The sequence below is a fragment of the Pseudomonas sp. ARP3 genome (genome assembly GCF_001029595.1).
GTDB lineage: Bacteria > Pseudomonadota > Gammaproteobacteria > Pseudomonadales > Pseudomonadaceae > Aquipseudomonas > Aquipseudomonas rhodesiae.
Genome location: NZ_LEKF01000002.1, coordinates 170,999 through 194,079 on the forward strand (window position 1 = coordinate 170,999; position 23,081 = coordinate 194,079).

Below are 23,081 nucleotides of genomic sequence, written 5' to 3' on the forward strand. Positions count from 1 at the left end.
TCTCATCGTGAGTCGTTCGATTAAAAAGTAACCTGCGGTTTGCAAGGCAATTACAGTGCCGAGAAATCGAAGGATTGATACTGATCTGCGCCAATGCCGGCAAAACTGAGCAGCGCCGGCAGTTGCCGGGCAAACCCTTGGTAACCATGATCGCCACCGGCCTGGATGCGTAAGGCACAGGCCCGGTAATACTGCTGGGCGAGGCGATAATCCAGTGTTTCATCGCCGGTCTGCAACCACACTTGATAACGCGCAGCATCCTGGGGAGCCGGCACTTCCAGCTCGGCCAGCGCCGTCACATGGTCCTGGGTCAGTTCCCAGGTTTCATCGGTGTAGAGGTTCTTCTGGATGCCCAGGTAACCGTCGAACATCCGATGGGGGCTGACCGCCGGGTTGACCAGCAGCGCCTTGAGGCCATGGCGCTCGGCAAGATGGGTTGCATAGTAGCCGCCGAGGGAGCTGCCGACCAGCAGCGGCCGCCCCAACTGGGCAATGGCTTGTTCCAATTGAGGAATTGCCTGACGTGGATGGTGATGCAGGGCCGGCACGCGCAACTGATCGGCCAGGCCCAGAGCGTCCATCACACCCATCAACTGGCTGGCCTTGTTGGACGCCGGCGCGCTGTTGAAGCCGTGGATATACAGGATCGAAGCCGACATGCCGGGCTCTCCATGCTTACGCGAAAAAGGCGCAGTTTACAGGGATCGGGGTGGCGTGAGCAGCCGATGATCCAACTGGGGGCAAGCTATCTCCCACCGTTATGAGGAGTGTTTACGGTCTTTAATAGCCGTTGCTGCCGTAATCGATGGTAAAGGCGAAATCTTTAAGCCGCTCCACCCCGGTCTCCAACCGCCCATCGGCATGCATACGCAACCAGCGATAGCCCGGTGCCTGCTCGCTGACCTTGAAATCCTCGCTGCCCGGCGCGAACTGGATGCAGGTGGACGGCGACGCCAGCAGGCGCACGCCATTGCGCTCGCGGTCGATCTCCTGGTGCACGTGGCCCCAGAGCACGGCCTTTACCTGGGGAAAGCGGTCCAGCACGGCAAACAGGGCCTCGGGGTTGCGCAAGCCGATGGGCTCCATCCATGCGCAGCCGAACGACACCGGATGGTGGTGGAAGCACACCAGGTGATGACGATCCGGCGCCTCGCTCAAGGATTGAGCGAGCAATTGCAGCTGCTGGTCCTCCAGATAACCCGGCACGGAGCCAGGTACGGCGGAGTCCAGCAGGGTAACGCGCCAGTGGCCGATATCGACCACCGGTTCCAGCAAATCACTGTGCTCGGCGGCTTGGGCCATGATGAGCGGTTCGTCGTGATTACCGGGGATCCAGCGCGCGGGAGCGTCGATGGCCGCGGTCAAGGCGCGAAACTGCTGATACGACTCAAGCGTACCGTCCTGGGACAGATCCCCCGTGGCCAGCATCAGGTCGATAGACGGCTGTTGCTCGCGCACCAATTCGATTACCCGCTGCAGGCTCTCGCGGGTATTCATGCCCAGCAACGTGGCGTCGCCCTCGGCAAACAGGTGGCTGTCGGACAGTTGCACCAGCAACGCCGAAGCGTCGGGGCTCACGGTGGATACGCTCGGCAAGGCGTTCTCCCAAGGCAATCACAGAAATGGACGGTTGGCGCGATTATGCTGGGCAGGACACAAAGAGGAAACCTAAGGAAGCAGACGCAGTTCACATCTACCGCACGACTTCGAACTCGTGCCCAAGTGCCAGGCAATGGCTCAGCCATTCACCGAGGAACACATTGAGCTGGGCTTTTTCATCGGGCTGATGCATGAACACATTCGGGTAAGGATAGATGCTGCGAAAGCGTCGCGCATGTTCGGCGCTGATTACTTCGGCCATGCGTGCGTCGTGGTACACCTGCACTTCCAGTTGCGGTACCGGCAACCATGGCAGGCTGTGTTCCTGGCGCACGCGCAGGGTGGTGGTGTACGGGCAATTGACGATAACTTCCAGGGCCAGTACGCCGAGCATCTGGTCGCCATGGGTCACGCCGATGCGCCGCGCCTCGGGGGCGTGGCGCATGTCGGGGAGCAAGCGCATCAGCCGCGCATAGTTGGCCTCGCAGGCCGCTTGCAGCCCGATCAGGTCGACTCGATAACGTTCCCGTGCCTTTACTGCCATAACCCCCTCACTTCCGCGCGGTTAAGCGCTAGCCATTGCAGGGCGATAATGCTGGCTGCGTTGGAAATTCTGCCGTCGCGCACCGCTTGCAGAGCATCGTCGAATGCCCAGCGGGTGACGCGGATGTCTTCTGCCTCTTCTTCCAGGCCGTGAACGCCACCTGCGCCCGTGCTGTCGCAACGGCCCAGGTACAAGTGGACGAACTCGGTGCTGCCGCCGGGCGACGGGAAATACTTGGTGATCGGCCACAACGCGGAGAAGGTCAGCCCAGCTTCCTCCTCGGCTTCACGGTGCGCAACCTCCTCCGGTTGCTCATCCTTATCGATCAAGCCGGCGACCATCTCCACCAGCCACGGGTTGCCCGCGCGGCCCATGGCGCCCACGCGAAATTGCTCGATCAAGACCACCTCGTCGCGCTGCGGATCGTAGGGCAATACACACACGGCGTCGTGACGGACGAAGACTTCGCGGTTGATCACCCGGCTCATGCCGCCATCGAATTTCTCGTGGCGCAGTTGCACGCGATCGAGTTGGTAGAAGCCCTTGTAGGCATTGTCGCGCTTAACGATTTCAATCGTACTCGGCGTCGATTTTGCAGTGTCCGTCATATCCCTTCCTCGTTATGCCTGGGCGATTCGCGCCATCCTAACGCGCTCGCGCCCCTTGGTGCAGCCCCTTTCCGGTTGCCGGGATAGACGGCGGACGTCAAACTCACTCTAAATAGCTTAGTGGCGAACTGACTGCCTCGCTGGCAGTCGAAGCACCACAAATTTCGCTCTTATCGTTAGACGAAGGACATCCATGTCGCTCTTAAAGATTGCCTCCGTGGCCTGCATCGCATTGACCCTCGGTGCCTGCCAAAGCCTGTTCCAACCGAGCTATCGCACCCCGCTGGAAGCCACTCGCGACGCCACCGAGCAGAGCAAGCCGGGCTGCGCCAGCGCCGACTGCCCACTGGTGAACATCGACACCGTGCACTTTGCCAAAGAGCCCAAGCTCGACGCCTTGATCGAGCAGCGCCTGCTGGACATGACCCGCACCACCCCGAACGAGCCTTTGCCCACAAGCCTGGAAACGTACCGCGAGCAGTTCCTGAAAACCGCCGCGCCGCGCAACAGCATGTATTTGCAAGCCAAGGTACGCGAGCAGCATGACGGCTTGGTGATCATCGAACTGTCCAGCTATCTGGACCAAGGCGCCACCCATGGCGAGCCGGGCCGCGCGTTCATCAACTATTCGCGTCAGCAGCAAAAAGCCCTGTCCCTGACCGACATGCTGCTGCCGGGCAAGGAAGACGCATTCTGGAAAGCCGCCCAGGTCGCCCACAATAGCTGGCTGATCAGCACCCGCCTGAGCCTGGAGCAAGAGTTCGTGAAGACCTACCCCTTCCAGAAAACCCCGAACGTGGCGCTGACCTACGGCGGCGTGATCCTCAAGTACCCGACCTCGACCATCGCGCCGTACGCCCTGGGCCACGTCGAGTTGCAGATCCCCTACTCGCGCCTGGAAGGCATCCTCAAGCCCGAACTGGTGCCCGCGCGCCGCTGAAGGCTCGCCCAAGCATGAACTGCAGCAACCCTGCCAGCACGAGCGCCGGCAGGGTCGCGCCGATATCCGGGTAGACGTTGGCCAGCAGGTGATAGGTAGCAACCCCACCCAACCAGGCCAACAGCGCCGGCCAGCGCAGAGCAGTCGGTACGCCCTGGCCGCGACGGCGCAGGACAAAATGGTCCACCAGCACCACACCGAACAGCGGCGCGAACACCGAACCGATCAACAGCAGGAAATTCTGGTACTGCGCCAGCGGCGCCAGGCAAGCGATCAGGGTACAAATCACGCCGATGGCCAATGCCAGGTGCTCGACTTTCAAACGCAGCAACATCCCGCTGGACACCGCCGCCGAGTGGATATCGGCAAAGGCGTTTTCCGATTCATCCAACAGGATCAATAGCAGCGGAATCCCCAGTCCAGCCCCAGCCAATGCCAGCAGCAGCGCATTCACTTCACCGCTCGGCGCGAACGCCAGGGTGTAGGCCACGCCCAGGCTCATCAGCCAGAAATTACCGATAAAAAAGCCCAGCGCGGTACCGCCGAATACGCTTTTGGCGCGTTTGCCGAAGCGCGAGTAATCGGCGATCAGCGGCAGCCAGGACAGCGGCATGGCGATGGCGATATCAAACCCCACCGCAAAGGGCATCGAACCGTCACCGGCCTGAGCCCAGAGTGCGCCGAGGTCGGCCTTGGCGAACAGGTTCCAGGTCAGCCACAGACAGGCCGCCAACAGCAACCAGATGCCCCATTTACGCAGGATCTGGCGCACGAACGTCAGCGGCCCGCTGACCGCCAGCAAGGTTGCCAAACCACCGAAAAACAGCGTCCACAATAGCGGGCTGGCCAACAGGCTGCCCTCGCTGAACGCCCGCGTGCCCAACAGGCTGGCGGCATCACGCATCACGATGATTTCGAACGAGCCCCAGCCGATCAACTGCAACAGGTTGAGCAGCGCCGGCAGGCTGGCGCCCTTGGCCCCAAGGCTGAGCTTGAGCGCAGCCATGGCGGACAAGCCGGTGTCGCTACCGATCACACCGGCAGCGGCCAGCAACAGCACGCCGACCAGAGTGCCGAGGAAAATCGCCAGCAAGGCACCCGACAAGCCCAGGCCCGGCGCGAGCAATGCGCCGGTCTGCAGGACCATCAGGCCGATGCCGAGGGAGAACCACAGGGAAAACAGGTCGCGGGCGCCGAAGACTCTTTTGTCAGCAGGCACTGCGAGGTCAGGAGAATAGGTACTCGGTTGAATGCTCAAGGTGGGTATCTCTTGGGGACTTTTTTGTTTGGGGAGATTGCAATCGGGGCAAGCCCCCTCCCACATTCAGGTGCGGGAGGGGGCTTGCCCCCGATAACGGCGGTACAGGCACCGCCGTCTCTGGATCAGACCTTCTTGTACAACTGACTGCCTTCCTGCTTGAACCGCTCCGCCTGCTCCGCCAGACCCTTGGCCACGTCCACATCCACCGCGTCAATGCGCTGGTTGGCCGCGTACTCACGCACTTCCTGGGTGATTTTCATCGAGCAGAACTTCGGCCCGCACATCGAGCAGAAATGCGCGACTTTGGCCGAGTCCTTGGGCAGGGTTTCGTCGTGGTAGGAGCGCGCGGTGTCCGGGTCCAGGCCGAGGTTGAACTGGTCTTCCCAGCGGAACTCGAAGCGCGCCTTGCTCAAGGCGTTATCGCGGATCTGCGCGCCCGGGTGCCCCTTGGCCAGGTCGGCCGCGTGGGCGGCGATCTTGTAGGTGATGATGCCGGTCTTTACGTCATCCTTGTTCGGCAGGCCCAGGTGCTCCTTGGGCGTCACGTAGCAGAGCATGGCGCAACCGAACCAGCCGATCATCGCCGCACCGATGCCGGAGGTGATGTGGTCGTAGCCAGGCGCAATGTCGGTGGTCAGCGGGCCGAGGGTGTAGAACGGCGCTTCGTCGCAGCATTCGAGCTGCTTGTCCATGTTCTCCTTGATCAACTGCATCGGCACGTGGCCGGGGCCTTCGATCATGGTTTGCACGTCGTGCTTCCAGGCGGTCTTGGTCAGTTCGCCGAGGGTTTCCAACTCGCCGAACTGCGCGGCGTCGTTGGCGTCGGCAATCGAACCGGGGCGCAGGCCGTCGCCCAGGGAGAAGCTGACGTCATAGGCCTTCATAATTTCGCAGATTTCGTCGAAATGCGTGTAGGTGAAGTTCTCTTTATGGTGCGCCAGGCACCACTTGGCCATGATCGAACCGCCACGGGACACAATGCCAGTGACGCGCTTGGCGGTCAGCGGAACGTAGCGCAGCAGCACGCCGGCGTGGATGGTGAAGTAGTCGACACCCTGCTCGGCCTGTTCGATCAGGGTGTCGCGGAACAGCTCCCAGGTCAGGTCTTCGGCGGCGCCGCCGACTTTTTCCAGGGCCTGGTAGATCGGCACGGTACCGATCGGCACCGGCGAGTTGCGGATGATCCACTCGCGGGTTTCATGGATGTGTTTGCCGGTGGACAAGTCCATCACCGTGTCCGAGCCCCAGCGGATGCCCCAGGTGAGTTTCGCCACTTCTTCTTCGATGGACGAACCCAGGGCGCTGTTGCCGATATTGCCGTTGATCTTCACCAGGAAGTTACGGCCGATGATCATCGGTTCCAGTTCGGTGTGGTTGATGTTGGCCGGGATGATTGCGCGGCCACGGGCGATTTCTTCGCGCACGAATTCCGGGGTGATGATCTTCGGCACGCTGGCGCCGAAGCTGTGGCCGGCGTGCTGCTGGTCGAGCAAGCCACTGGCCCGGGCTTCTTCGAGCTTCATGTTCTCGCGGATGGCGACGTATTCCATCTCGGCGGTGATGATGCCTTTGCGCGCGTAGTGCATCTGGGTGACGTTGGCACCGGCCTTGGCGCGGCGCGGGTTCTTCACATGGGCAAAACGCAGGGCGGTCAGCTCGGCATCGCTCAGGCGCTGCTGGCCGAAATGCGAGGTCAGGCCGGCCAGGCGTTCGGTGTCGCCACGGGATTCGATCCACGGCGAACGCACATCGGCCAAGCCTTTGCGCACATCGATGATCACATTGGGGTCGGTGTAGGGGCCCGAGGTGTCGTACACGGTGACAGGGGCGTTGATTTCACCGCCGAAATCGGTGGGGGTCACGTCCAGGCTGATTTCGCGCATGGGGACGCGGATATCCGGGCGAGTGCCCTGCACGTAGATTTTTTGCGAGCGGGTAAACGGCTGCACGGAGCCAGAGTCGACCTTGGCCGATTCACTCAAATGCACGGTATTTTTTAGTTTTGTAGTCATCACGGGCTCTCCAACTTATCCAGGCGGTGGATGTTTGTCGGAGCGAACCTGTGACGGACGGACGCACTGGAACCAGTGCTGTGCTTGGCGCACGAGGGCTGCTCGGTAAACGAACAACATCCCGGACGAAGCACAAGAGGACTCGCCGGGTGACGAGAAATCTTGTTCCCTACGCAGGCGCTAACCTGATCAGGTTCAACGGGATCCGGTATTTACCGATCTCAGCCTTCCAACAAGGCACCCCGACAAGAACGCGGCCAGTCTAGACCATGGAATGGGCAAATTGCCAATGGTGCTGCTTTCAGCGTGATGAATGGCATGATTGCAGGATTGTTGCGTCGGGTCGGCGCCACTACACTCGGCTACTGCCCAAGGCTTGACGCTCTGAAACAGTCGCCGTAGCCTTGGCCGTCGAATTATCACCGTAATATTTATTCAGGGATCGCCTCATGCTGCGCAAACTCTCACTGGCTATTGCCGTGTCTTGTGCGACCAACGGAATGGTCTGGGCAGCTGAAGCGCCCTTGTCCGCCAGAACCGACTTGGTCAGCGTCTATCAGGAAGCAGTGGATAACAACGCCGACCTGGCCGCCGCCCGTGCCCAATACGGCGCGCAAAAAGAAGTGGTGCCTCAGGCCCGCGCCGGCTTGCTGCCGAACCTCTCCGGCGGCGCCGACATCAACAATGTACGCACCCAGATCGACACACCGGCCGCCACCGCCAACCGCGATGCCCACTCCTGGCGCGCGACCCTCAGCCAGCCGCTGTTCCGCGCCGACCGTTGGTTCCAGTTGCAGGCGGCTGAAGCCACCAATGAACAGGCAGCGCTGCAACTGTCGGCCACCGAACAGAACCTGATTCTGCAGAGCGCCGAGAATTACTTCGCCGTGCTGCGCGCCCAGGACAACCTGGCCTCGACCAAGGCCGAAGAGAACGCCTTCAAACGCCAACTGGATCAGTCCAACGAGCGCTTCGACGTGGGCCTGTCGGACAAGACCGACGTGCTGCAATCCCAAGCCAGCTACGACACCGCGCGGGCCAACCGGATTCTGGCGCAGCGTCAGGTAGAAGATGCGTTTGAAGCACTGATCACCCTGACCAACCGTCAGTACAACTCGATCCAGGGCATTGTCCACACGCTGCCGGTGTTGCCGCCGCTGCCGAACGACGCCAAGGCGTGGGTCGAAACCGCTGGGCGCCAGAACCTCAACCTGCTGGCCAGCAACTATGCCGTCACCGCCGCCGAGGAGGTCCTCAAGCAGCGCAAGGCCGGTCACGCGCCAACCTTGGACGCAGTGGCGCAATACGAAAAAGGCGATAACGATGCGCTGGGGTTCAGCAACCCGAATGCCTTCGGCACGCCCTATCGCGGCGACGTTGAACAACGCACCATCGGCCTGCGCCTGAACATCCCGATCTACAGCGGCGGCCTGACCAGCTCGCAGGTACGCGAGTCGTACTCGCGCCTGGGCCAGACCGAGCAGCAACGCGAAGGCTTGCGCCGCCAGGTGGTGGAAAACACGCGCAACCTGCACCGCGCGGTGAACACCGATGTGGAACAGGTACAGGCGCGCCGCCAGTCGATCATCTCCAACCAGAGCGCGGTGGAAGCCACGGAAATCGGCTATCAGGTGGGTACGCGCAATATCGTCGACGTGCTCGACGCCCAGCGCCAGCTCTATGCCTCGGTACGCAACTACAACAACAGCCGCTACGACTACATCCTCGACAACCTGCGTTTGAAGCAGGCCGCGGGCACCTTGAACCCTGGGGATCTGCAGGACCTGGCGCGCTACCTCAAGGCTGACTACAACCCGGACCGCGACTTCCTGCCGCCGGACCTGGCCAAGGCCGCCGCCGAACAGCTCAAGGCCCGCCCGAATAATTAATCACGCTGCAAAATCATGTGTGAGGGGGCTTTGCCCCCGATAGCGCAAGACAGCCAACACTATTTGACCTGACAGATCGTCATCAAGGGCAATCCCCTTTCGCCCTTTAAATCGCGATCAATCGGCCCAGACCATTGAGCAAGCGCTCAAGCGCGCCCTGGTTGGCCTGCATCACCTTGAGCCCCGCCTGCGCCATCTTGCGGGCATCCTGGGGTAGCTCGAACAACTGCCGCACGGCTTCGGCCAACCCTTCGGCGTCATCCACTTCGCGCAACGCACCGGCTTCGCGCATCATCGCGGTGATTTCGAGGAAGTTGAACACATGCGGCCCCATGATCACCGGCAGCGCCAACGCTGCCGGCTCCAATGGGTTGTGCCCTCCGGTCGCCACCAGGCTACCGCCGACGAAAGCGCTGTCGGCCAGGGCGTACAGAAACAGCAACTCCCCCATGGTGTCGCCCAGCAGCACCGATGTCTGCGCCGTGACGGGCTCGCCGCTGGAGCGCCGAACCGTGGCGAAGCCTTGCTGCTGGCATAGATCGAACATCGGCCCGAAGCGTTCCTGATGGCGCGGCACCAGGATCAACAACGCATTGGGGTAGCTGTCGAGCAGTTGACGATGGGCGGCAAGTACCACTTCATCTTCGCCGGCGTGGGTGCTGGCGGCGATCCACACCGGCCGCTCAGTGGCGCCCCATTGCGCACGCAGCGCGGCGGCGCGGGCCGGCAACTGCGGGTCGATGGTCAGGTCGAACTTGATCGAACCCGTCACTTCCACGGTCTCGGGGCGTGCGCCCAGGTTCAGGAAACGCTGAGCCTCGGCCTGCGTCTGCACGGCAAGCAGGCTCATCTCGGACAACATCGGTGCGGTCAACTTGGCGAAGCGCCCATAGCCCTTGGCCGAACGCGCCGACAGCCGCGCATTGGCCAGCGCCACCGGAATGCCGCGTTGGGCGCAGGCGTGAATATGGTTGGGCCACAGCTCGGTTTCCATGATCACCGCCAGTTTCGGCTGCACGCGATCCAGAAAACGCTTGGCCGCGCACGGCACGTCATAGGGCAAATAGCAGTGCTGGATGCGCGGCTCATTGGCGAACAGGGCCTGGATACGCTCGGAGCCGGTGGGCGTCATGCAGGTGAGCGTGATCGGCAAGTCTGGATAACGCGCCAGCAACCCGCGCACCATGGGCGCGGCCGCGATGCTTTCGCCCACCGAGACGGCGTGCACCCAGATCCCGCCCGGCTGCATCGCCGGCAAACCGTAGGAAAACCGCTCGCCCACGCGCTGGGCATAGGCCGGCGCCTTGCGCGCGCGCAGCCACAGACGTAAAGCCACCAAGGGCAGCGCCAGGTAAAACAGGCAGGTGTAGAGAGTTCTATTCATGGCGGCGGAGTTTATCGGCTTTTTCAGTCGATCGCCCGCAGGCACTCGGCAAAACGTTCAGCGAGAAATCTCGCGGCGGGCCCCAGGGGTTCATCGCGCCGCCAGACCAGCTCCACCACCAGCGCCGGCGGGGTCCATTCACTGTCGAGTTCGACCATCAGGTTCTGATACGCGGGGTATTGCACCACATGCCGGGGCAGCCAGGCCCAACCCAGGCCACGGATCAGCCATTCGGCCAGCACGTAGAAGCTGTCGGCCCGCCAGACCTGGGGGCTAGCGGCTTCACTGCCGGGGTAGACACTGGTCTGGGTCGACATCAGCAACTGACGGTATTGCGCCAGGCCCTGACAATCCACGCGATTCTGCGCCGCCAGCGGGTGGTGGCGCCCGCAGACCGTGACCATCTCCACACTGCCCACCACGCGGCGCTCCAGCGCTTCGGGGATTTGATCGTGATAGAACAGCATGCCCAGGTCAGCCTTGCGCTCCACCAATTTGCGTGCGACATCGCCCTGGGCTGCACTGGAAAGCTGCACTTCCAGATTGGGAAATTGCCCGGCCAAGGCGTCCAAGCTGTCGAGCACTGGCTGGTACAGCATGGCCTCGTCCTGAGCCAGGCGCAGGCAGGCTTCTTCGCCGCGCATCAATGACAAGGCACGACCGTTAAGGCGTTCGCACTGGCGCAACACTTCCCGGGCCTCTTCGAGCAACACCGCGCCGGCTTCGGTCAGCCGCGGCTGGCGGCCGCTGCTGCGCTCGAACAAGCTCACGCCCAGGTCAGCCTCCAGCATTGCAACCCCACTGCTGACCGCCGACTGCGCCTTGCGCTGCCCCCGCGCCACCGCCGAAAAAGAACGCTGCTCGGCAACGTTCACAAATAAGCGCATTTGTTCCAGATTCCATTGAATGCTCATGGAGCAACCTATCTCTCACACTGATAGGTAATGACTTTACCCCATCTAAGCAGCCGCTAAAATGCCGGCCTATTGACCCGCCCTACGCCGAGGATTGACCTATGAATGCCGCCTACTGCTACCTGGCCATCGCCATCTGCTCGGAAGTGATCGCCACGGTATCCATGAAAGCCATTAAGGGCTGGAGCACGCCGATCCCACTGCTGTTGGTGATCGTCGGCTACGGCGTGGCGTTCTGGATGCTGACCCTGGTGGTGCGCACGGTGCCGGTGGGCGTGGCCTATGCCGTGTGGGCCGGGATGGGGATCGTGATGGTCAGCGTGGCGGCGCTGTTTATCTACGGGCAGAAGCTCGACCTGCCGGCGATGCTGGGCATGGGCCTGATTGTGCTGGGGGTGGTGGTGATTCAGCTGTTCTCGAAAACGGCTGGGCATTGAATCGCGGCCAACGTGTCGCACTGATGAGGCAGCGCAGCGCGCTATACTACGCGCCCATTTCCAACGCAGAGGTCCCGCGCGCATGCCTATTTCCACCGACGTTCTGATTGTCGGCGCCGGGGTTGCCGGCCTCTGGCTCAACGCGCGCCTGCGCCGCCAGGGGTTTTCCACGGTGCTGGTGGAAAGCGCCACCCTCGGCGGCGGACAAAGTGTGAAGTCCCAGGGGATCATTCACGGCGGCGCCAAATACGCCCTGCACGGCGCCCTCACCGGCGCCTCCGAAGCCATCGCCGACATGCCGCGCCGCTGGCGCGAGGCCCTGGCCGGCAGCGGCGAGCTGGACCTGTCCGGGGTGCGCGTACTGTCCCAGGCGCACTACCTGTGGTCCCCCGGCACCCTCGCCGGCAATCTCACCAGCTTCTTCGCCAGCAAGGCTGTGCGTGGCCGTGTGGATCAGGTCAAAGGCGACGATTTGCCGCCAGCTCTGCAAGACAAGCGCTTCAAAGGCAAGGTCTATCGCCTGGCCGAACTGGTGGTGGACGTGCCGAGCGTGATCGAGCGCCTGGCACAACTGGGCGGTGACAGCCTGCTCGCCGGGCAGCACATCGAACCGCTGCAGGACGGCGGCACCTTGGTGGGCCTGAAGGTGGACGGCCGCGAGATTCGCGCCCAACGCATCGTATTGAGCGCGGGCGCCGGCACTGCCGACTTGCTCAGCGCCCTGGGCTTGAGCCAGCCGGCCATGCAGACGCGGCCACTGCATATGATCCTCGCCAAGGGCCCCGGCCTGAAGCCGCTGTATGCCCATTGCCTGGGCGGCGGCACGAAGCCGCGCCTGACCATCACCACGCACCCGGCCGCCAATGGCGAATGGGTGTGGTACATGGGCGGCGACATCGCCGAGGCCGACGGCGTGGCGCGCACGCCGGAAGCACAAATCGCCACCGCACAGAAAGAGCTGGCGCATTTACTGCCCTGGATCGACATGCACCAGACCCGCTGGGCCACACTGCGAGTCGACCGTGCCGAACCGCTGCAGTCGGGCCTGAGCCGTCCCGACAATGCCTTCCTCGCCGAACAGGGCCGCCTGCTGGTGGGCTGGCCGACCAAATTGGCCCTGGCGCCGGATTTCGCCGACCGCGTGCTGCACAGCCTGGAACGCGACGGCATCCAGCCAGGCCCCACGCAACCGCTGCCGGAATTGCCCAAACCCCCCCTCGGCGTACCCGTCTGGGAGACCCTGTTGCCATGAGCCTGCCGACCCTGCACGACCTGCATCGCCCGCTGGGCAACACCGGCCTGCTTGTTTCGCCGCTGGGCCTGGGCACCGTAAAACTGGGGCGCGATCAAGGGGTGAAATACCCCAACGGCTTTCAGATTCCAGGGGATGACGAGGCGCGCATGCTGTTGCGCCAGGCTCGCGAGCTGGGGATCAACCTGATCGACACCGCGCCGGCCTATGGCATGAGTGAAGAACGCCTGGGGCCGCTGTTGCGTGGTCAGCGCCAGGACTGGGTGATCGTCAGCAAGGTGGGTGAAGAGTTCGAAGCGGGTGTCTCCCGTCACGATTTCAGTGCAGCGCATACGCGCCTGTCGATAGAACGCAGCTTGAAACGACTTGAAACGGATTTTATCGACCTGGTGCTGGTGCATTCCGACGGCAACGACTTGCACATCCTCAACGACTGCGAGGTGTACCAGACCCTGGCGCAGCTCAAGCAAGAGGGCAAGATTCGCGGTTTCGGTTTCTCCGGCAAAACCGTCGAAGGTGGCCTGAAGGCCCTGGAGCAAGGCGACTGCGCGATGGTCACCTACAATCTGAACGAACAGGCCGAGAAAGCCGTCATTGATTATGCAGCGGCCCACGGCAAAGGCATCCTGGTCAAAAAAGCCTTGGCCAGCGGCCATGTCTGCCTGGAACCCGGAATGGATCCAATACGCGCCAGTTTCACGTTGTTGTTTGCGCAAACGGGCGTCGCCAGTGCTATTGTCGGGACCATTAACCCGCTGCACCTGGCCCATAACGTGGCGACCGCTGCCCAGGTCATTCGTCAACGCTGATGCCGCCCACGCGGCCGACCCCGTCGCAAGAAGGAGCCGACATGCCGCGCACGCTCATAAGAAAAAACCCCAGCAACTTCAAGACACTGCCGCTGCACGTTGAAGCCACCCCCGAAGGCCTGAGTTACCAGAGCGTCGGCATGCCGCTCAACTTCGCCCAGACCCTGCAACGGCGCAAACCGGTGGATGTGCCGGACGCCGAGCGCTTCGCGGTGGAGCTGGCCAACCTTGGGGTCTCGGTGCGTCTGACCTTGCACTGGCAGAACCGCGATTATTGGGTGCTGGTGCGCCAGCGCCGCCAGGACCGGGGCGACGTGGTGCTCAAGCTGATTTCCGGCTACGTACCGGCTCACGAATTGAACCTGCCGCTGCACACCGCCATCCAGGAAATCGCCGAAGAGTGCCTACTGGAAACCCCCGAAGGCTGGCTCGGCGGGCGCTTCAACGATACCTGGCTGCCGGCGCCCTACTCCGCCGCCCTGCATTACCGCGAGGCGCTGCCGTTTCGCCTCAGCCCGCTGTCCGGCGCCGCGCGCCCGGTCCGCTGCGCCACCACCCAGTTGATCGAACGCCCACGGGCTTATGTGCACCTGCCCACCGCTTCGCTGCAATTGATTTACGACCTGCGCCTTGAAGTGCCCAAGGAGGCAAAGTCCCTGAGCCTGTTCCATGTGGATGAACGCCTGGAAGGCGACCAGCTGGTGGCGCGCCTGGACCGTCAACGCCCGGACTTGTACCTGATGCCACTGAAGGACGGTCAACCACTGGCCGAGTTGTACACAGTCAAGAAAGACCAACTGCACCCCGCCAGCACACGGGGCTTGTTCCTGGCGGAGAGCTTCGCCCAGCAGGACGGCTGGGTGGTGCGAGAAGAGCGGATTCGCTGGAAGGATTGGCTGCGCCAGCAAGGGCTGGCGCAGCCGGAGAAAGAGTCGAAACTCAAACGCCTGACTGGCAGGGCGCGGCAGATGCTGGGCAAGATTGTGCCGAGGAAAAAGGCCAGCCGCTAATCAAGCAATTAGCGTACTGGCCTCAGGATTCAGCCGTTAAGCAGGCGCTGCAAACCGACCTTCAGCGGCGTGGGTTCAGGCAGGGTGAAGCTGGCCAGCAGCCGCTGATTGTTCGCCCGCGAATGTCGGATATCTCCCGAACGCGCTGGCCCGTAAGTCACGGCGGGCAACGAGCCCACCGCTTCTTCCAATGCCTGCAAGACCTGCTTGAGGGTGGTGGTGCGGTTCCAGCCCACGTTGATCGCACCCAGCGGCGCATCCGGCGCTTCGATGGCCTGCACCAATACGTCCACCAGGTCTTCCACGTACATGAAATCGCGAGTCTGCTCACCATCGCCGAACACGCTGATGGGCAGACCCTGCTGGGCACGTTCGCAGAAGATGCTGATTACGCCGGAGTACGGCGAGGACGGGTCCTGACGCGGCCCGAAGATATTGAAGAAACGGAACATCACCGGCTCCAGACCATGCTGGCGACGGTAGAAATCAAAGTAGTATTCGCCGGCCAACTTGTCGGACGCGTAGGGCGTCAGCGGCGCCTTGGTGGTCTCTTCGTCGATCGAGGCCCCTTCGCCATTGTTGCCATACACCGCCGCGCTGGACGCAAACACCACGCGTTTGACCCCGGCCTTGCGCATGGCTTCGCACACATTCAAGGTGCCGACGAAATTGCTCTGGTGCGTGCTGACCGGGTCGTCCACCGACGCCTGCACCGAGGCCACGGCGGCCAGGTGCACGACCGCCGTCGCGCCGAAGGCAGCCTGACCAACCAGTTCGGCGTCGGCCACATCGCCTTCGAGCAGCTCCACGCGCGGATTGTCCAGGGGCAGGTTGCTGCGTTTGCCGGTGGACAGATTATCCAGCACCCGCACGGCATAGCCTTTAGCAAGCAGTGCATCGACCAGATGCGAGCCGATAAAGCCCGCGCCTCCGGTGATCAAAACCAACGGTTCAGCCCTATTCATTGTTGCGGATCTTCTCGACGATTGCCGTGGTCGAGCTGTTCTCCACCAGGCCCAGCACTTTAACCGTACCGCCGTAGGCGCTGACGATATCGGCGCCGACCACCTGGTCGACGGAGTAGTCACCGCCCTTGACCAGCACATCGGGTTTGACCTGGGCCAACAGATTTTCAGGGGTCGCTTCAGGGAAGCTGATCACCCAGTCCACTGCGCCCAAACCGGCCAGGACCGCCATGCGCCGGTCGACGCTATTGATCGGACGGCCGGGGCCCTTCAGACGGCTGACCGACGCATCGTCATTGACCGCGACGATCAGACGATCGCCTTGGGCGCGGGCCTGCTCCAGGTACGTCACATGACCGGCGTGGAGGATGTCGAAGCAGCCGTTGGTGAACACAATGCTTTCGTTGTGGGCACGGGCGTCGTCAATCGCCAGCAGCAATTGCTCGATGCTCAGCACACCGCGCTCCGAGCCTTCGGAACGCTGGATCGCGCGACGCAATTCCGGAGCACTGATGGCCGCGGTGCCCAACTTGCCAACCACGATGCCCGCCGCCAGATTGGCCAGGGCCACCGCGTGGGGCAGTTCTTCGCCAGCGGCGATGGAGGCGGCCAGGGTGGAGATCACTGTGTCGCCGGCGCCGGTCACATCGAACACTTCACGGGCACGAGCCGGCAGGTGCATCGCCGGGTGGCCCGGGCGCAGCAGGGTCATGCCGTGCTCGCCACGGGTGACCAGCAAGGCGCCCAGATCAAGGTCGGCCATCAGCGTGGCGCCCTTGCTCACCAAGTCGTGCTCATCGGCACAACCGCCGACGATAGCTTCGAACTCGCTGAGATTCGGCGTGATCAGGCTGGCACCTCGATAAATCGAGAAGTCCTTGCCCTTGGGATCGGCCAATACGGGGATGCCCTTGGCTTTGGCGGCCTGGATCAGCATTTGGTGGTTCTTCAACGCGCCTTTGCCGTAGTCGGACAGCACCAGCACCTTGATGCCTTCGAGCAGTTCGTCGACCTGACCGCTGAGGGCCAGGGCGTCGGTGGCGAAGGGCTCTTCGAAATCGATTCGCAGCAACTGCTGGTGACGGCTCATGACCCGCAGCTTGACGATGGTCGGCTGATGGGCGATGCGCTGGAACAGCGCACGCACGCCGGCACCGCGCAGGCTGTTGGCCAGGCTGTCGGCGGCTTCATCGTCGCCGGTCACACCAACCAGCGAGGCCGGAGCGCCGAGGGCGGCAATATTAAGGGCAACGTTGGCAGCGCCACCTGGACGGTCTTCGATTTGCTCGACCTTGACTACCGGTACCGGTGCCTCAGGGGAAATCCGTGAGGTACCACCATGCCAGTAACGGTCGAGCATGACATCGCCGACCACCAAGACAGGGGCTTGATCGAATCGCGGCATGGACAACTTCATGGAGCAACCCACATACAAAATGAACAGGGGCGCGATATTAGCACAGGGTTACAGCAGGCTTGTGGGGGGTGTGACAGAAGATGGTATGGCGAGGGAGCGCACTCCCCCGCCATCGTCAGCCGTAGCGCAGGCGGGCTTAAGTGATATCCGCCGAGACCGGGGCATCCAGGCCCATGGCATGCAGACGGGCGTAATAGCCGTTCTGGGCCAGCAACTCGGCATGGGTGCCGCGCTCGACGATCCGACCGTCGTCCATCACCAGAATCAAGTCGGCCTTCTCGATGGTGGACAGACGATGGGCGATCACCAGGGTGGTGCGGCCCTGCATGACTTTGTCCAGCGCGCCCTGGATATGCCGCTCCGATTCGGTGTCGAGGGCCGATGTGGCCTCATCCAGAATCAGCAATGGCGCGTTCTTCAACAAGGCACGGGCAATTGCCAGACGCTGGCGCTGGCCGCCGGACAGCAGCACACCGTTTTCACCCACCTGGGTATCGAAGCCTTTGGGCAACTGATCGATGAAGTCCTTGGCATAGGCATCCGCCGCCGCCGCTTCAACATCGGCCCGTGGCGCGCCGGCCAAATCGCCGTAGGCGATGTTGTTGGTGACGGTGTCGCTGAACAGGGTTACGTGCTGAGTCACCTGGGCGATGTGCTTGCGCAGGTTGAGCAGCTTGTAATCTTCGATCTCTACGCCGTCGAGCAGGATTTCACCGCTTTCATGGTGATAGAAACGCGGAATCAGGCTGGCCAGCGTCGATTTGCCGCTGCCGGAACGTCCCACCAGGGCGACCATCTGCCCAGGCTCCGCGGTAAAGCTGATGTCCTTGAGCACATGGCGATCGGTGCCTGGGTAAGTGAAGTTCAGCTGACGCACTTCCAGGCGGCCGCTGACCTTGTCACGCTCGACAGTACCGCGGTCGACTTCCGGTGTTTCGTCGAGCTGTTCGAAAATGCTCTCGGCACCGGCCACGCCTTTCTGGATGGTCGAGCTGACTTCCGACAGTTGGCGGATCGGCTTGGGCAACAGACCGGCCAAGGTGATGTAAGCCACCATATCGCCCGCCGACGCATCGCCACGCAGGTACAGCACCAGGAACATCAACACGGCCATGGCGGTATAGATCACTAGTTGCAGCGCCGGTGTATAGATGGCCCCGGTACGGGTCATGCGCAGTTGCTTGTCGGTGTTGCTCTGGCTGGCCTTGAGGAAACGCTTCTCCTCGTAGACCTCGCCGCCGAAGCTGCGCACGACGCGGTAACCCTGGATAGTCTCAGAAGCCACATGGGTCACATCGCCCATGGCGACTTGGATCTTCTTGCTCTGCTTGCGGAATTTTTTGCTGGCCGTGCTGACCATCACCGCGATCAACGGCAGGATGGCGATCATCACCAACGTCAGGCGCCAGTTCATGAACAGCAGGGAGGCGAACAGGAAGATCACCGTCATGCCTTCGCGGATCACCACCTTGATCGCGTCTGTCGCCGCACCGGTGACCATGGTCACGTTGAAGGTGATGCGAGAGATCAGGTGCCCGGAGTTGTGGTTGTCGAAGTAGCGGTTGGGCAGCGTCAACAGGTTGTTGAACAGCTGCACCCGCAAGTCGTGAACCAGCCCCAGAGAGACCTTGGCCAACAGATAGTTACCCAGAAAAGACCCCAGGCCCTGCCAGGCCGCGATCAGGATGATCAGCAGCGGCACAGCCTGCAGCAACTGCAGGTCACGCAGGAACGGAACGCTGGGGAACAGCACGGCTTCCGGGTTGGAAAGGCCATCGACAAAATATTTGAGGATGTAACCCAGCATCGGCTGAGTCGACGCGAAAATCAGAAATCCGACGATACTCAGCGCGAACAAACCCGCGTAGGGCTTCACATAGCTGAGCAGGCGGAAATATATTTTCAAGCTCGAAGGGCTTGCGCTCGGACTGGAGTCGGTCATATCACGCGGCGTTTTAAAAAAGGAGGCTGACTTTAGCACAGCTTCTCTGTTGTACTTGCACCCGGCATGACCCAACGCTTAGCCGGCCTCAACCGGCGACATTATATAGCCACTACTTTAAGATGGTCGGCTTTCTCTTTCTGGAATGGCTTTTTGTATGCACTCCAAACGCCTCAGCTATGGCGCAAATCGCGTTTTCGACTTCCTGGTCCTATGGATTCTGCCCATAGGCTTATTGCTGCTTTTGAGTTCGCTGTTCTTCGTGACCAATCGCAATGTGCTGCACAAGTTCTACTACGGCCTTTTCAGCGCGCCGACCTTGCTGTTGCTGTGCCTGCGCCCCAGGGAAATCAAGGAATTATTGCGCGAGCCGCTGGTGATCGCCTTTCTGGTGTTTTGTGCGTGGGCGTTGACCAGCCTGTTATGGAGCCCGGAGCAACACCCTGACACCGACCTGTTCAAACGCCCCCTGCATACCTTCATGCTGTTCGCCGGCTGCGGGCTGTTGCTGCATTACCGCAATGAACTGTTCAAGCCGATTTTCTTCAGTGCGGCGGTGATCGCACTGGTGGTGTGCCTGTTCAATCTGGTGGCATTCATCAAGGGCTTCGAGCCGGGCATGCGTATGATCGGCGGCCGCGGCGCCCTGGATAACCCGCTGCTCAGTTCCCATGTATTCGGTTTCTTCTGCGTCTATTGGTTGTATGTCTGCGTAACCACCCAGCGCTTGCACGTCCTGTGGTTCAGCGTACCGGCCATGGCGATCATGACCGCGGCGGTCCTTGCAACCGGTTCGCGCACGCCCCTGGTGGCCCTGACTCTGACCATCCTGTGGATAACCTTTGTCAGCCGCAATCGCCGTTCGGCCCTGCTGATTGCGGGCTTGGTGGTGGGCGCTGCAGGTCTGTTGCTGATCTATCCGGAGCTGATCACCAGCCGTGGCAGCTCGTTCCGCTTTGAGCTGTGGAGCATGTCCCTGCAACGCATTGCCGATCACCCTTGGATCGGCCACAGCTACGATTCAGAGCTATACCTGACTCTGGCCGATGGCAACGAGCTGCGCGAACCCCACAGTTTTGCCTTGGGCGTGCTGTATTACGTAGGCATCATCGGCTTTATCCCATGGATTTTCATGCTCGCCTGGGGCCTTTTCAAAGGCTTCAAGCAACGGGCGCAACCGCTGTTTATTCTGGCTTCGTCCCTGTTGATGTACGGCATTGGTGCCGGCCTGACCGAAGGCGGGGGGATTCTGTCCCGCCCCAAGGAGCACTGGTTCCTGCTCTGGATCCCACTGGCAATCATCGCGGGCTTGAGCGTTGCCCAGCGGCGGCGCAGCGTACTGAGCATGCCGGTGCAATCCCTGAAAACCGAAACCTTCGAGCAACTGTGCAGCGATGCTCACGTCATCGAAGCAGACGGCCTCGGCCCGAAAGTCCTGCGCTTGGCTGATGGGCGTTTCCTCAAGGTTTTCCGCCCACGCCGCTGGTACACCTCGGGCAGTTTCAACCCCTACTCCGAGCGTTTTGCCAGCAACGCGGAACAATTGCGCGCCATGGGCATACCCACACCGCAGATTCTTGGCGTGTATGGTCTGAGCGATGGCAGCAGCGCCGTCATTTACTCACCACTGTCCGGTTTGACTCTGCGCCAGGCGCTTCAAAGCCTGGACAGCAGCCTGCGCGAATCCCTGATTGAACGCTTCGGCCAGTTCATGGCTCAACTGCATGAACGCGGCGTGTATTTCCGTTCATTGCATCAGGGCAACGTGTTGCTGATGGATGATGGGGAGTTCGGCCTAATCGACATTGCTGACCTGCGCATATTCCCTTCGCCGCTGCGCAACGCCTTGCGACAACGCAACCTGCGGCACATGCAACGCTATCCGCAGGACCGCGCCTGGCTGTTCGAGACACACTTTGAGCAACTGGCCAAGGGTTACGCATCCGTTGCGGGGCAGGCCGCCACCGCAACAATCCGTGCCCATGTATTGAAATTGGCGAGTCCAGCCGCCTGAAAAAAAGGCGACTATCGTTGCCGATAGTCGCCTTCTTCGACGCTTAGCCTTTGAGCGGCGTCAGGTACAACCGAACCAGACCGCGCCAGGTCTTGCGCCCCCAGAACTTCAACGGGATCTGCTTCAGAATCTCCCGCGCCAACGCGCGATCACGGTTGGCCGTCTTGAGGAACATCGAGTTCAGAAAGTTGTAACGCACCGCGTCGTACGCAGGGTGCTCACTGAACTTGGCGTATGTCTTGAGGATGTTCTGGATCATGTAGCGGTGATTCTTGTAGGTGTTGCTGGCGTGTTGCCGATAGCGCGCCATTACCACATCAAGGGCATCAATGGTGTAGCCCGCAGCGGTGATCTTCAGTTGGATCAGCAAGTCCTCCAACGGGATCAGCGGGTCGAAGCCACCGACTTCCTCCAGCGCTTCGCGGCGGATCAGCATGGTCGGCGCCGGCGGGAACGGTTTGCGATCCATGAACATGTCGTCGAAATCCAGGCTGCGAAACGGCACATCGCGACGCTGTTTTTTCTCCGGATGCAGATTACCGTCGCCATCGATCAGCTCGATGTTGCCGGCGCAGATCCCCACTTTCGGCTTGTCCTGCATGTACGCGACCTGAATCGAGATGCGCTCCGGCAGCATGATGTCGTCGGAGCCGAACGGGGCAATCAGGCTGCCCTTGGCACGCGCGATGGCGCCATTGAGGGTGGCGGTCAGCCCCTGGTTCTGCTGCACCTGGAAATCAAAACCGTGCTCGGCCTGCAGGCGACGGATGCGCTCAACGCTGTCGTCCTTGGAACCGTCATCCACCACCAACAGCTCGATATTGGGGTATGTCTGGCCGAGCACGCTGAGGATGCTCTCTTCGATATAACGGCCATGGTTGTAGGACGCGATAATCACCGAGACCAGGGGTTGCTGCTGAGTCATGCTCTTCCTACTTCCTTTAAGCCGGTGTCGATCAGGTTCAGGTATTTCTGTTGGAATTCGGCCAGGGCGTGGTTTTGTTCCAAGTAACGGAATACCTGTTCGCCCTTGGCACGCAGTTGTTCGTCGCTCATTGCCAGGTAAGTGTCCAGGGCGGCCGTCAGTTGCTCGACATTGCCAGGCTCATGGGACAAACCGCCCGCCCCTTGCACCAACGGCAGCATGGCCGGGCCATTGGACGCAATGACCGGCAAGCGCCCGCTCATGCCTTCCAACAAGGCAAGACCAAGCCCCTCCATCAATGAAGGCATGGTCCAGATATCGAACGCACGCACGTATTGCAGACCATCCTCGCGAAAACCCAGCAAGTGCGCCCGCCCTGTGAGGCCGAGGCGCTCGATATCTGCGCGCAGGTCGCCCTCGGCACGGCCAGAGCCGATGATGCCGACCTGGGCGTTAGGGTATTTGTCCTTGAGACGAGCGAAAGCCTGCAGCAGATGCGTATGCCCTTTGATCGGCACCAGGCGCCCCAGCGCGCCGATGATGCGCGCATCCTGGGGTAGCCCGAGGGCCTCACGCGCCTGCACGCGAGGCAGCTGCAAGGCTTCGGCCTGGGGGATGTCGATCGCATTGGTGACGAAGGTGGTGTTCTGGTGAGTAAAGCCGCAATTAAGCCCTACCAGATAATCCCTGACCGCCGCCGACACCCCGACAAAACGCCAGGCCGGACTCACCAGCCGACGCGTCTGGCGCCGGCGATACGCCCGTTCATACTCGCCAAACCCGTGGGAGATGCCGATGCACAGCGGAATTTTCAACCATCGGTTGAGCGACAGCATCATGTTCACCGACTTGAAGCGGTTACAGATGACCACGTCGAACTTCTGCTCTCGGCAATATTTGTAGATTTGCCACATCGCGCCCAGACGTATGCCCTTGAGGGCCTTGTCCGGAAACTCGAAATACTTGGAGTGATCAGCCACGCTCAGCGGCTGGCCCGGTTGCGGCCGCCCACTGAGAAAGGCCGAGGTGACCTCGAAACGCTCAACCGGCAACGACTTGACGATCTGCTCACCGAGATCGGCGAAGTCATGGATCTTGACGTTGTAGTCCGGCTGCAATTGCAAAACCTTGAAACGAGGTTTCATATCACTCCATGAGG

At 61.6% G+C, this 23,081-nt stretch carries 20 protein-coding genes and 1 riboswitch; of the genes, 7 read left to right on the top strand and 13 right to left on the bottom strand.

The window, feature by feature from the left end; translation table 11 throughout:
• Nucleotides 1-50 precede the first annotated feature (50 nt).
• The 4 genes from ABX75_RS02635 to ABX75_RS02650 all read right to left on the bottom strand — a co-directional run bounded on the left by ABX75_RS02635 (nt 51) and on the right by ABX75_RS02650 (nt 2,751).
• Nucleotides 51-659, bottom strand: coding sequence for a YqiA/YcfP family alpha/beta fold hydrolase (locus ABX75_RS02635; protein ID WP_034095583.1), 609 nt, complete (start codon nt 657-659; stop codon nt 51-53).
• 121 nt (nt 660-780) lie between these two features.
• Nucleotides 781-1,596, bottom strand: coding sequence for a 3',5'-cyclic-AMP phosphodiesterase (gene cpdA / locus ABX75_RS02640; protein ID WP_047881415.1), 816 nt, complete (start codon nt 1,594-1,596; stop codon nt 781-783).
• 97 nt (nt 1,597-1,693) lie between these two features.
• Nucleotides 1,694-2,143 (bottom strand): DUF1249 domain-containing protein, encoded by a 450-nt coding sequence (locus ABX75_RS02645; protein WP_003171323.1) that lies wholly within the window; start codon nt 2,141-2,143, stop codon nt 1,694-1,696.
• The gene (locus ABX75_RS02650; protein ID WP_040265857.1) at nt 2,134-2,751 is read right to left on the bottom strand and encodes an NUDIX domain-containing protein; all 618 of its coding nucleotides are present in this window, start codon (nt 2,749-2,751) and stop codon (nt 2,134-2,136) included. Before ABX75_RS02650 ends, ABX75_RS02645 begins: the two co-directional genes overlap by 10 nt.
• A gap of 193 nt (nt 2,752-2,944) precedes the next feature.
• Between ABX75_RS02650 and ABX75_RS02655 the strand changes: the two genes are divergently transcribed.
• Nucleotides 2,945-3,691, top strand: a complete 747-nt coding sequence (locus tag ABX75_RS02655; RefSeq protein WP_034095580.1) for an RsiV family protein — start codon at nt 2,945-2,947, stop codon at nt 3,689-3,691.
• On the opposite strand, the gene cytX is transcribed toward ABX75_RS02655, so the two are convergent.
• On the bottom strand, nt 3,660-4,949 hold the full coding sequence (cytX, locus tag ABX75_RS02660; RefSeq protein WP_047881416.1) for a putative hydroxymethylpyrimidine transporter CytX: 1,290 nt from the start codon (nt 4,947-4,949) through the stop codon (nt 3,660-3,662). The genes ABX75_RS02655 and cytX overlap by 32 nt on opposite strands.
• A 125-nt stretch (nt 4,950-5,074) precedes the next feature.
• Nucleotides 5,075-6,964 carry a phosphomethylpyrimidine synthase ThiC gene (gene thiC, locus ABX75_RS02665; RefSeq protein WP_034095578.1) on the bottom strand — a complete coding sequence of 630 codons (1,890 nt, stop codon included), beginning with the start codon at nt 6,962-6,964 and terminating at the stop codon, nt 5,075-5,077.
• Nucleotides 6,965-7,113: 149 nt separating this feature from the next.
• Nucleotides 7,114-7,219, bottom strand: a riboswitch (TPP riboswitch).
• 194 nt (nt 7,220-7,413) lie between these two features.
• Between thiC and ABX75_RS02670 the strand changes: the two genes are divergently transcribed.
• The gene (locus ABX75_RS02670) at nt 7,414-8,853 is read left to right on the top strand and encodes a TolC family outer membrane protein (protein ID WP_034095577.1); all 1,440 of its coding nucleotides are present in this window, start codon (nt 7,414-7,416) and stop codon (nt 8,851-8,853) included.
• Nucleotides 8,854-8,959: 106 nt separating this feature from the next.
• On the opposite strand, the gene waaA is transcribed toward ABX75_RS02670, so the two are convergent.
• Nucleotides 8,960-10,237 (bottom strand): lipid IV(A) 3-deoxy-D-manno-octulosonic acid transferase, encoded by a 1,278-nt coding sequence (waaA, locus tag ABX75_RS02675; RefSeq protein ID WP_034111496.1) that lies wholly within the window; start codon nt 10,235-10,237, stop codon nt 8,960-8,962.
• A 23-nt stretch (nt 10,238-10,260) separates the two neighbouring features.
• Nucleotides 10,261-11,151, bottom strand: a complete 891-nt coding sequence (locus tag ABX75_RS02680) for a LysR family transcriptional regulator (RefSeq protein ID WP_047881417.1) — start codon at nt 11,149-11,151, stop codon at nt 10,261-10,263.
• A 101-nt stretch (nt 11,152-11,252) separates the two neighbouring features.
• On the opposite strand from ABX75_RS02680, the gene ABX75_RS02685 reads away from it, so the two are divergent.
• The 4 genes from ABX75_RS02685 to ABX75_RS02700 all read left to right on the top strand — a co-directional run bounded on the left by ABX75_RS02685 (nt 11,253) and on the right by ABX75_RS02700 (nt 14,659).
• A complete protein-coding gene (locus tag ABX75_RS02685; protein ID WP_034095574.1) occupies nt 11,253-11,588 on the top strand; it encodes a multidrug efflux SMR transporter in 336 nt (111 codons plus the stop codon).
• A gap of 82 nt (nt 11,589-11,670) precedes the next feature.
• Nucleotides 11,671-12,840, top strand: coding sequence for an FAD-binding oxidoreductase (locus ABX75_RS02690; RefSeq protein WP_047881418.1), 1,170 nt, complete (start codon nt 11,671-11,673; stop codon nt 12,838-12,840).
• A complete protein-coding gene (locus ABX75_RS02695) occupies nt 12,837-13,649 on the top strand; it encodes an aldo/keto reductase (RefSeq protein ID WP_034111492.1) in 813 nt (270 codons plus the stop codon). The genes ABX75_RS02690 and ABX75_RS02695 overlap by 4 nt, the downstream gene beginning before the upstream one ends.
• Nucleotides 13,650-13,690: 41 nt before the next feature.
• Nucleotides 13,691-14,659, top strand: a complete 969-nt coding sequence (locus ABX75_RS02700) for a hypothetical protein (protein WP_034111491.1) — start codon at nt 13,691-13,693, stop codon at nt 14,657-14,659.
• A gap of 29 nt (nt 14,660-14,688) precedes the next feature.
• Here the strand turns inward: ABX75_RS02700 and ABX75_RS02705 are convergent, their stop codons facing one another.
• The 3 genes from ABX75_RS02705 to msbA all read right to left on the bottom strand — a co-directional run bounded on the left by ABX75_RS02705 (nt 14,689) and on the right by msbA (nt 18,983).
• Nucleotides 14,689-15,624, bottom strand: a complete 936-nt coding sequence (locus ABX75_RS02705; RefSeq protein ID WP_047881419.1) for an NAD-dependent epimerase/dehydratase family protein — start codon at nt 15,622-15,624, stop codon at nt 14,689-14,691.
• A complete protein-coding gene (gene hldE / locus ABX75_RS02710; protein WP_034095569.1) occupies nt 15,617-17,041 on the bottom strand; it encodes a bifunctional D-glycero-beta-D-manno-heptose-7-phosphate kinase/D-glycero-beta-D-manno-heptose 1-phosphate adenylyltransferase HldE in 1,425 nt (474 codons plus the stop codon). Before hldE ends, ABX75_RS02705 begins: the two co-directional genes overlap by 8 nt.
• Before the next feature lie 136 nt (nt 17,042-17,177).
• The gene (msbA, locus tag ABX75_RS02715) at nt 17,178-18,983 is read right to left on the bottom strand and encodes a lipid A export permease/ATP-binding protein MsbA (protein ID WP_034095568.1); all 1,806 of its coding nucleotides are present in this window, start codon (nt 18,981-18,983) and stop codon (nt 17,178-17,180) included.
• 157 nt (nt 18,984-19,140) lie between these two features.
• On the opposite strand from msbA, the gene ABX75_RS02720 reads away from it, so the two are divergent.
• Nucleotides 19,141-20,997, top strand: a complete 1,857-nt coding sequence (locus tag ABX75_RS02720) for a bifunctional O-antigen ligase/aminoglycoside phosphotransferase family protein (protein WP_047881420.1) — start codon at nt 19,141-19,143, stop codon at nt 20,995-20,997.
• A 43-nt stretch (nt 20,998-21,040) separates the two neighbouring features.
• Here the strand turns inward: ABX75_RS02720 and ABX75_RS02725 are convergent, their stop codons facing one another.
• Together ABX75_RS02725 and ABX75_RS02730 are read right to left on the bottom strand one after the other, a co-directional pair.
• Nucleotides 21,041-21,922: a glycosyltransferase gene (locus ABX75_RS02725; protein ID WP_034095566.1), complete on the bottom strand. Its 882-nt coding sequence runs from the start codon at nt 21,920-21,922 to the stop codon at nt 21,041-21,043.
• Nucleotides 21,919-23,067 (bottom strand): glycosyltransferase family 4 protein, encoded by a 1,149-nt coding sequence (locus tag ABX75_RS02730; RefSeq protein WP_034095565.1) that lies wholly within the window; start codon nt 23,065-23,067, stop codon nt 21,919-21,921. Before ABX75_RS02730 ends, ABX75_RS02725 begins: the two co-directional genes overlap by 4 nt.
• Between the last annotated feature and the right edge of the window lie 14 nt (nt 23,068-23,081).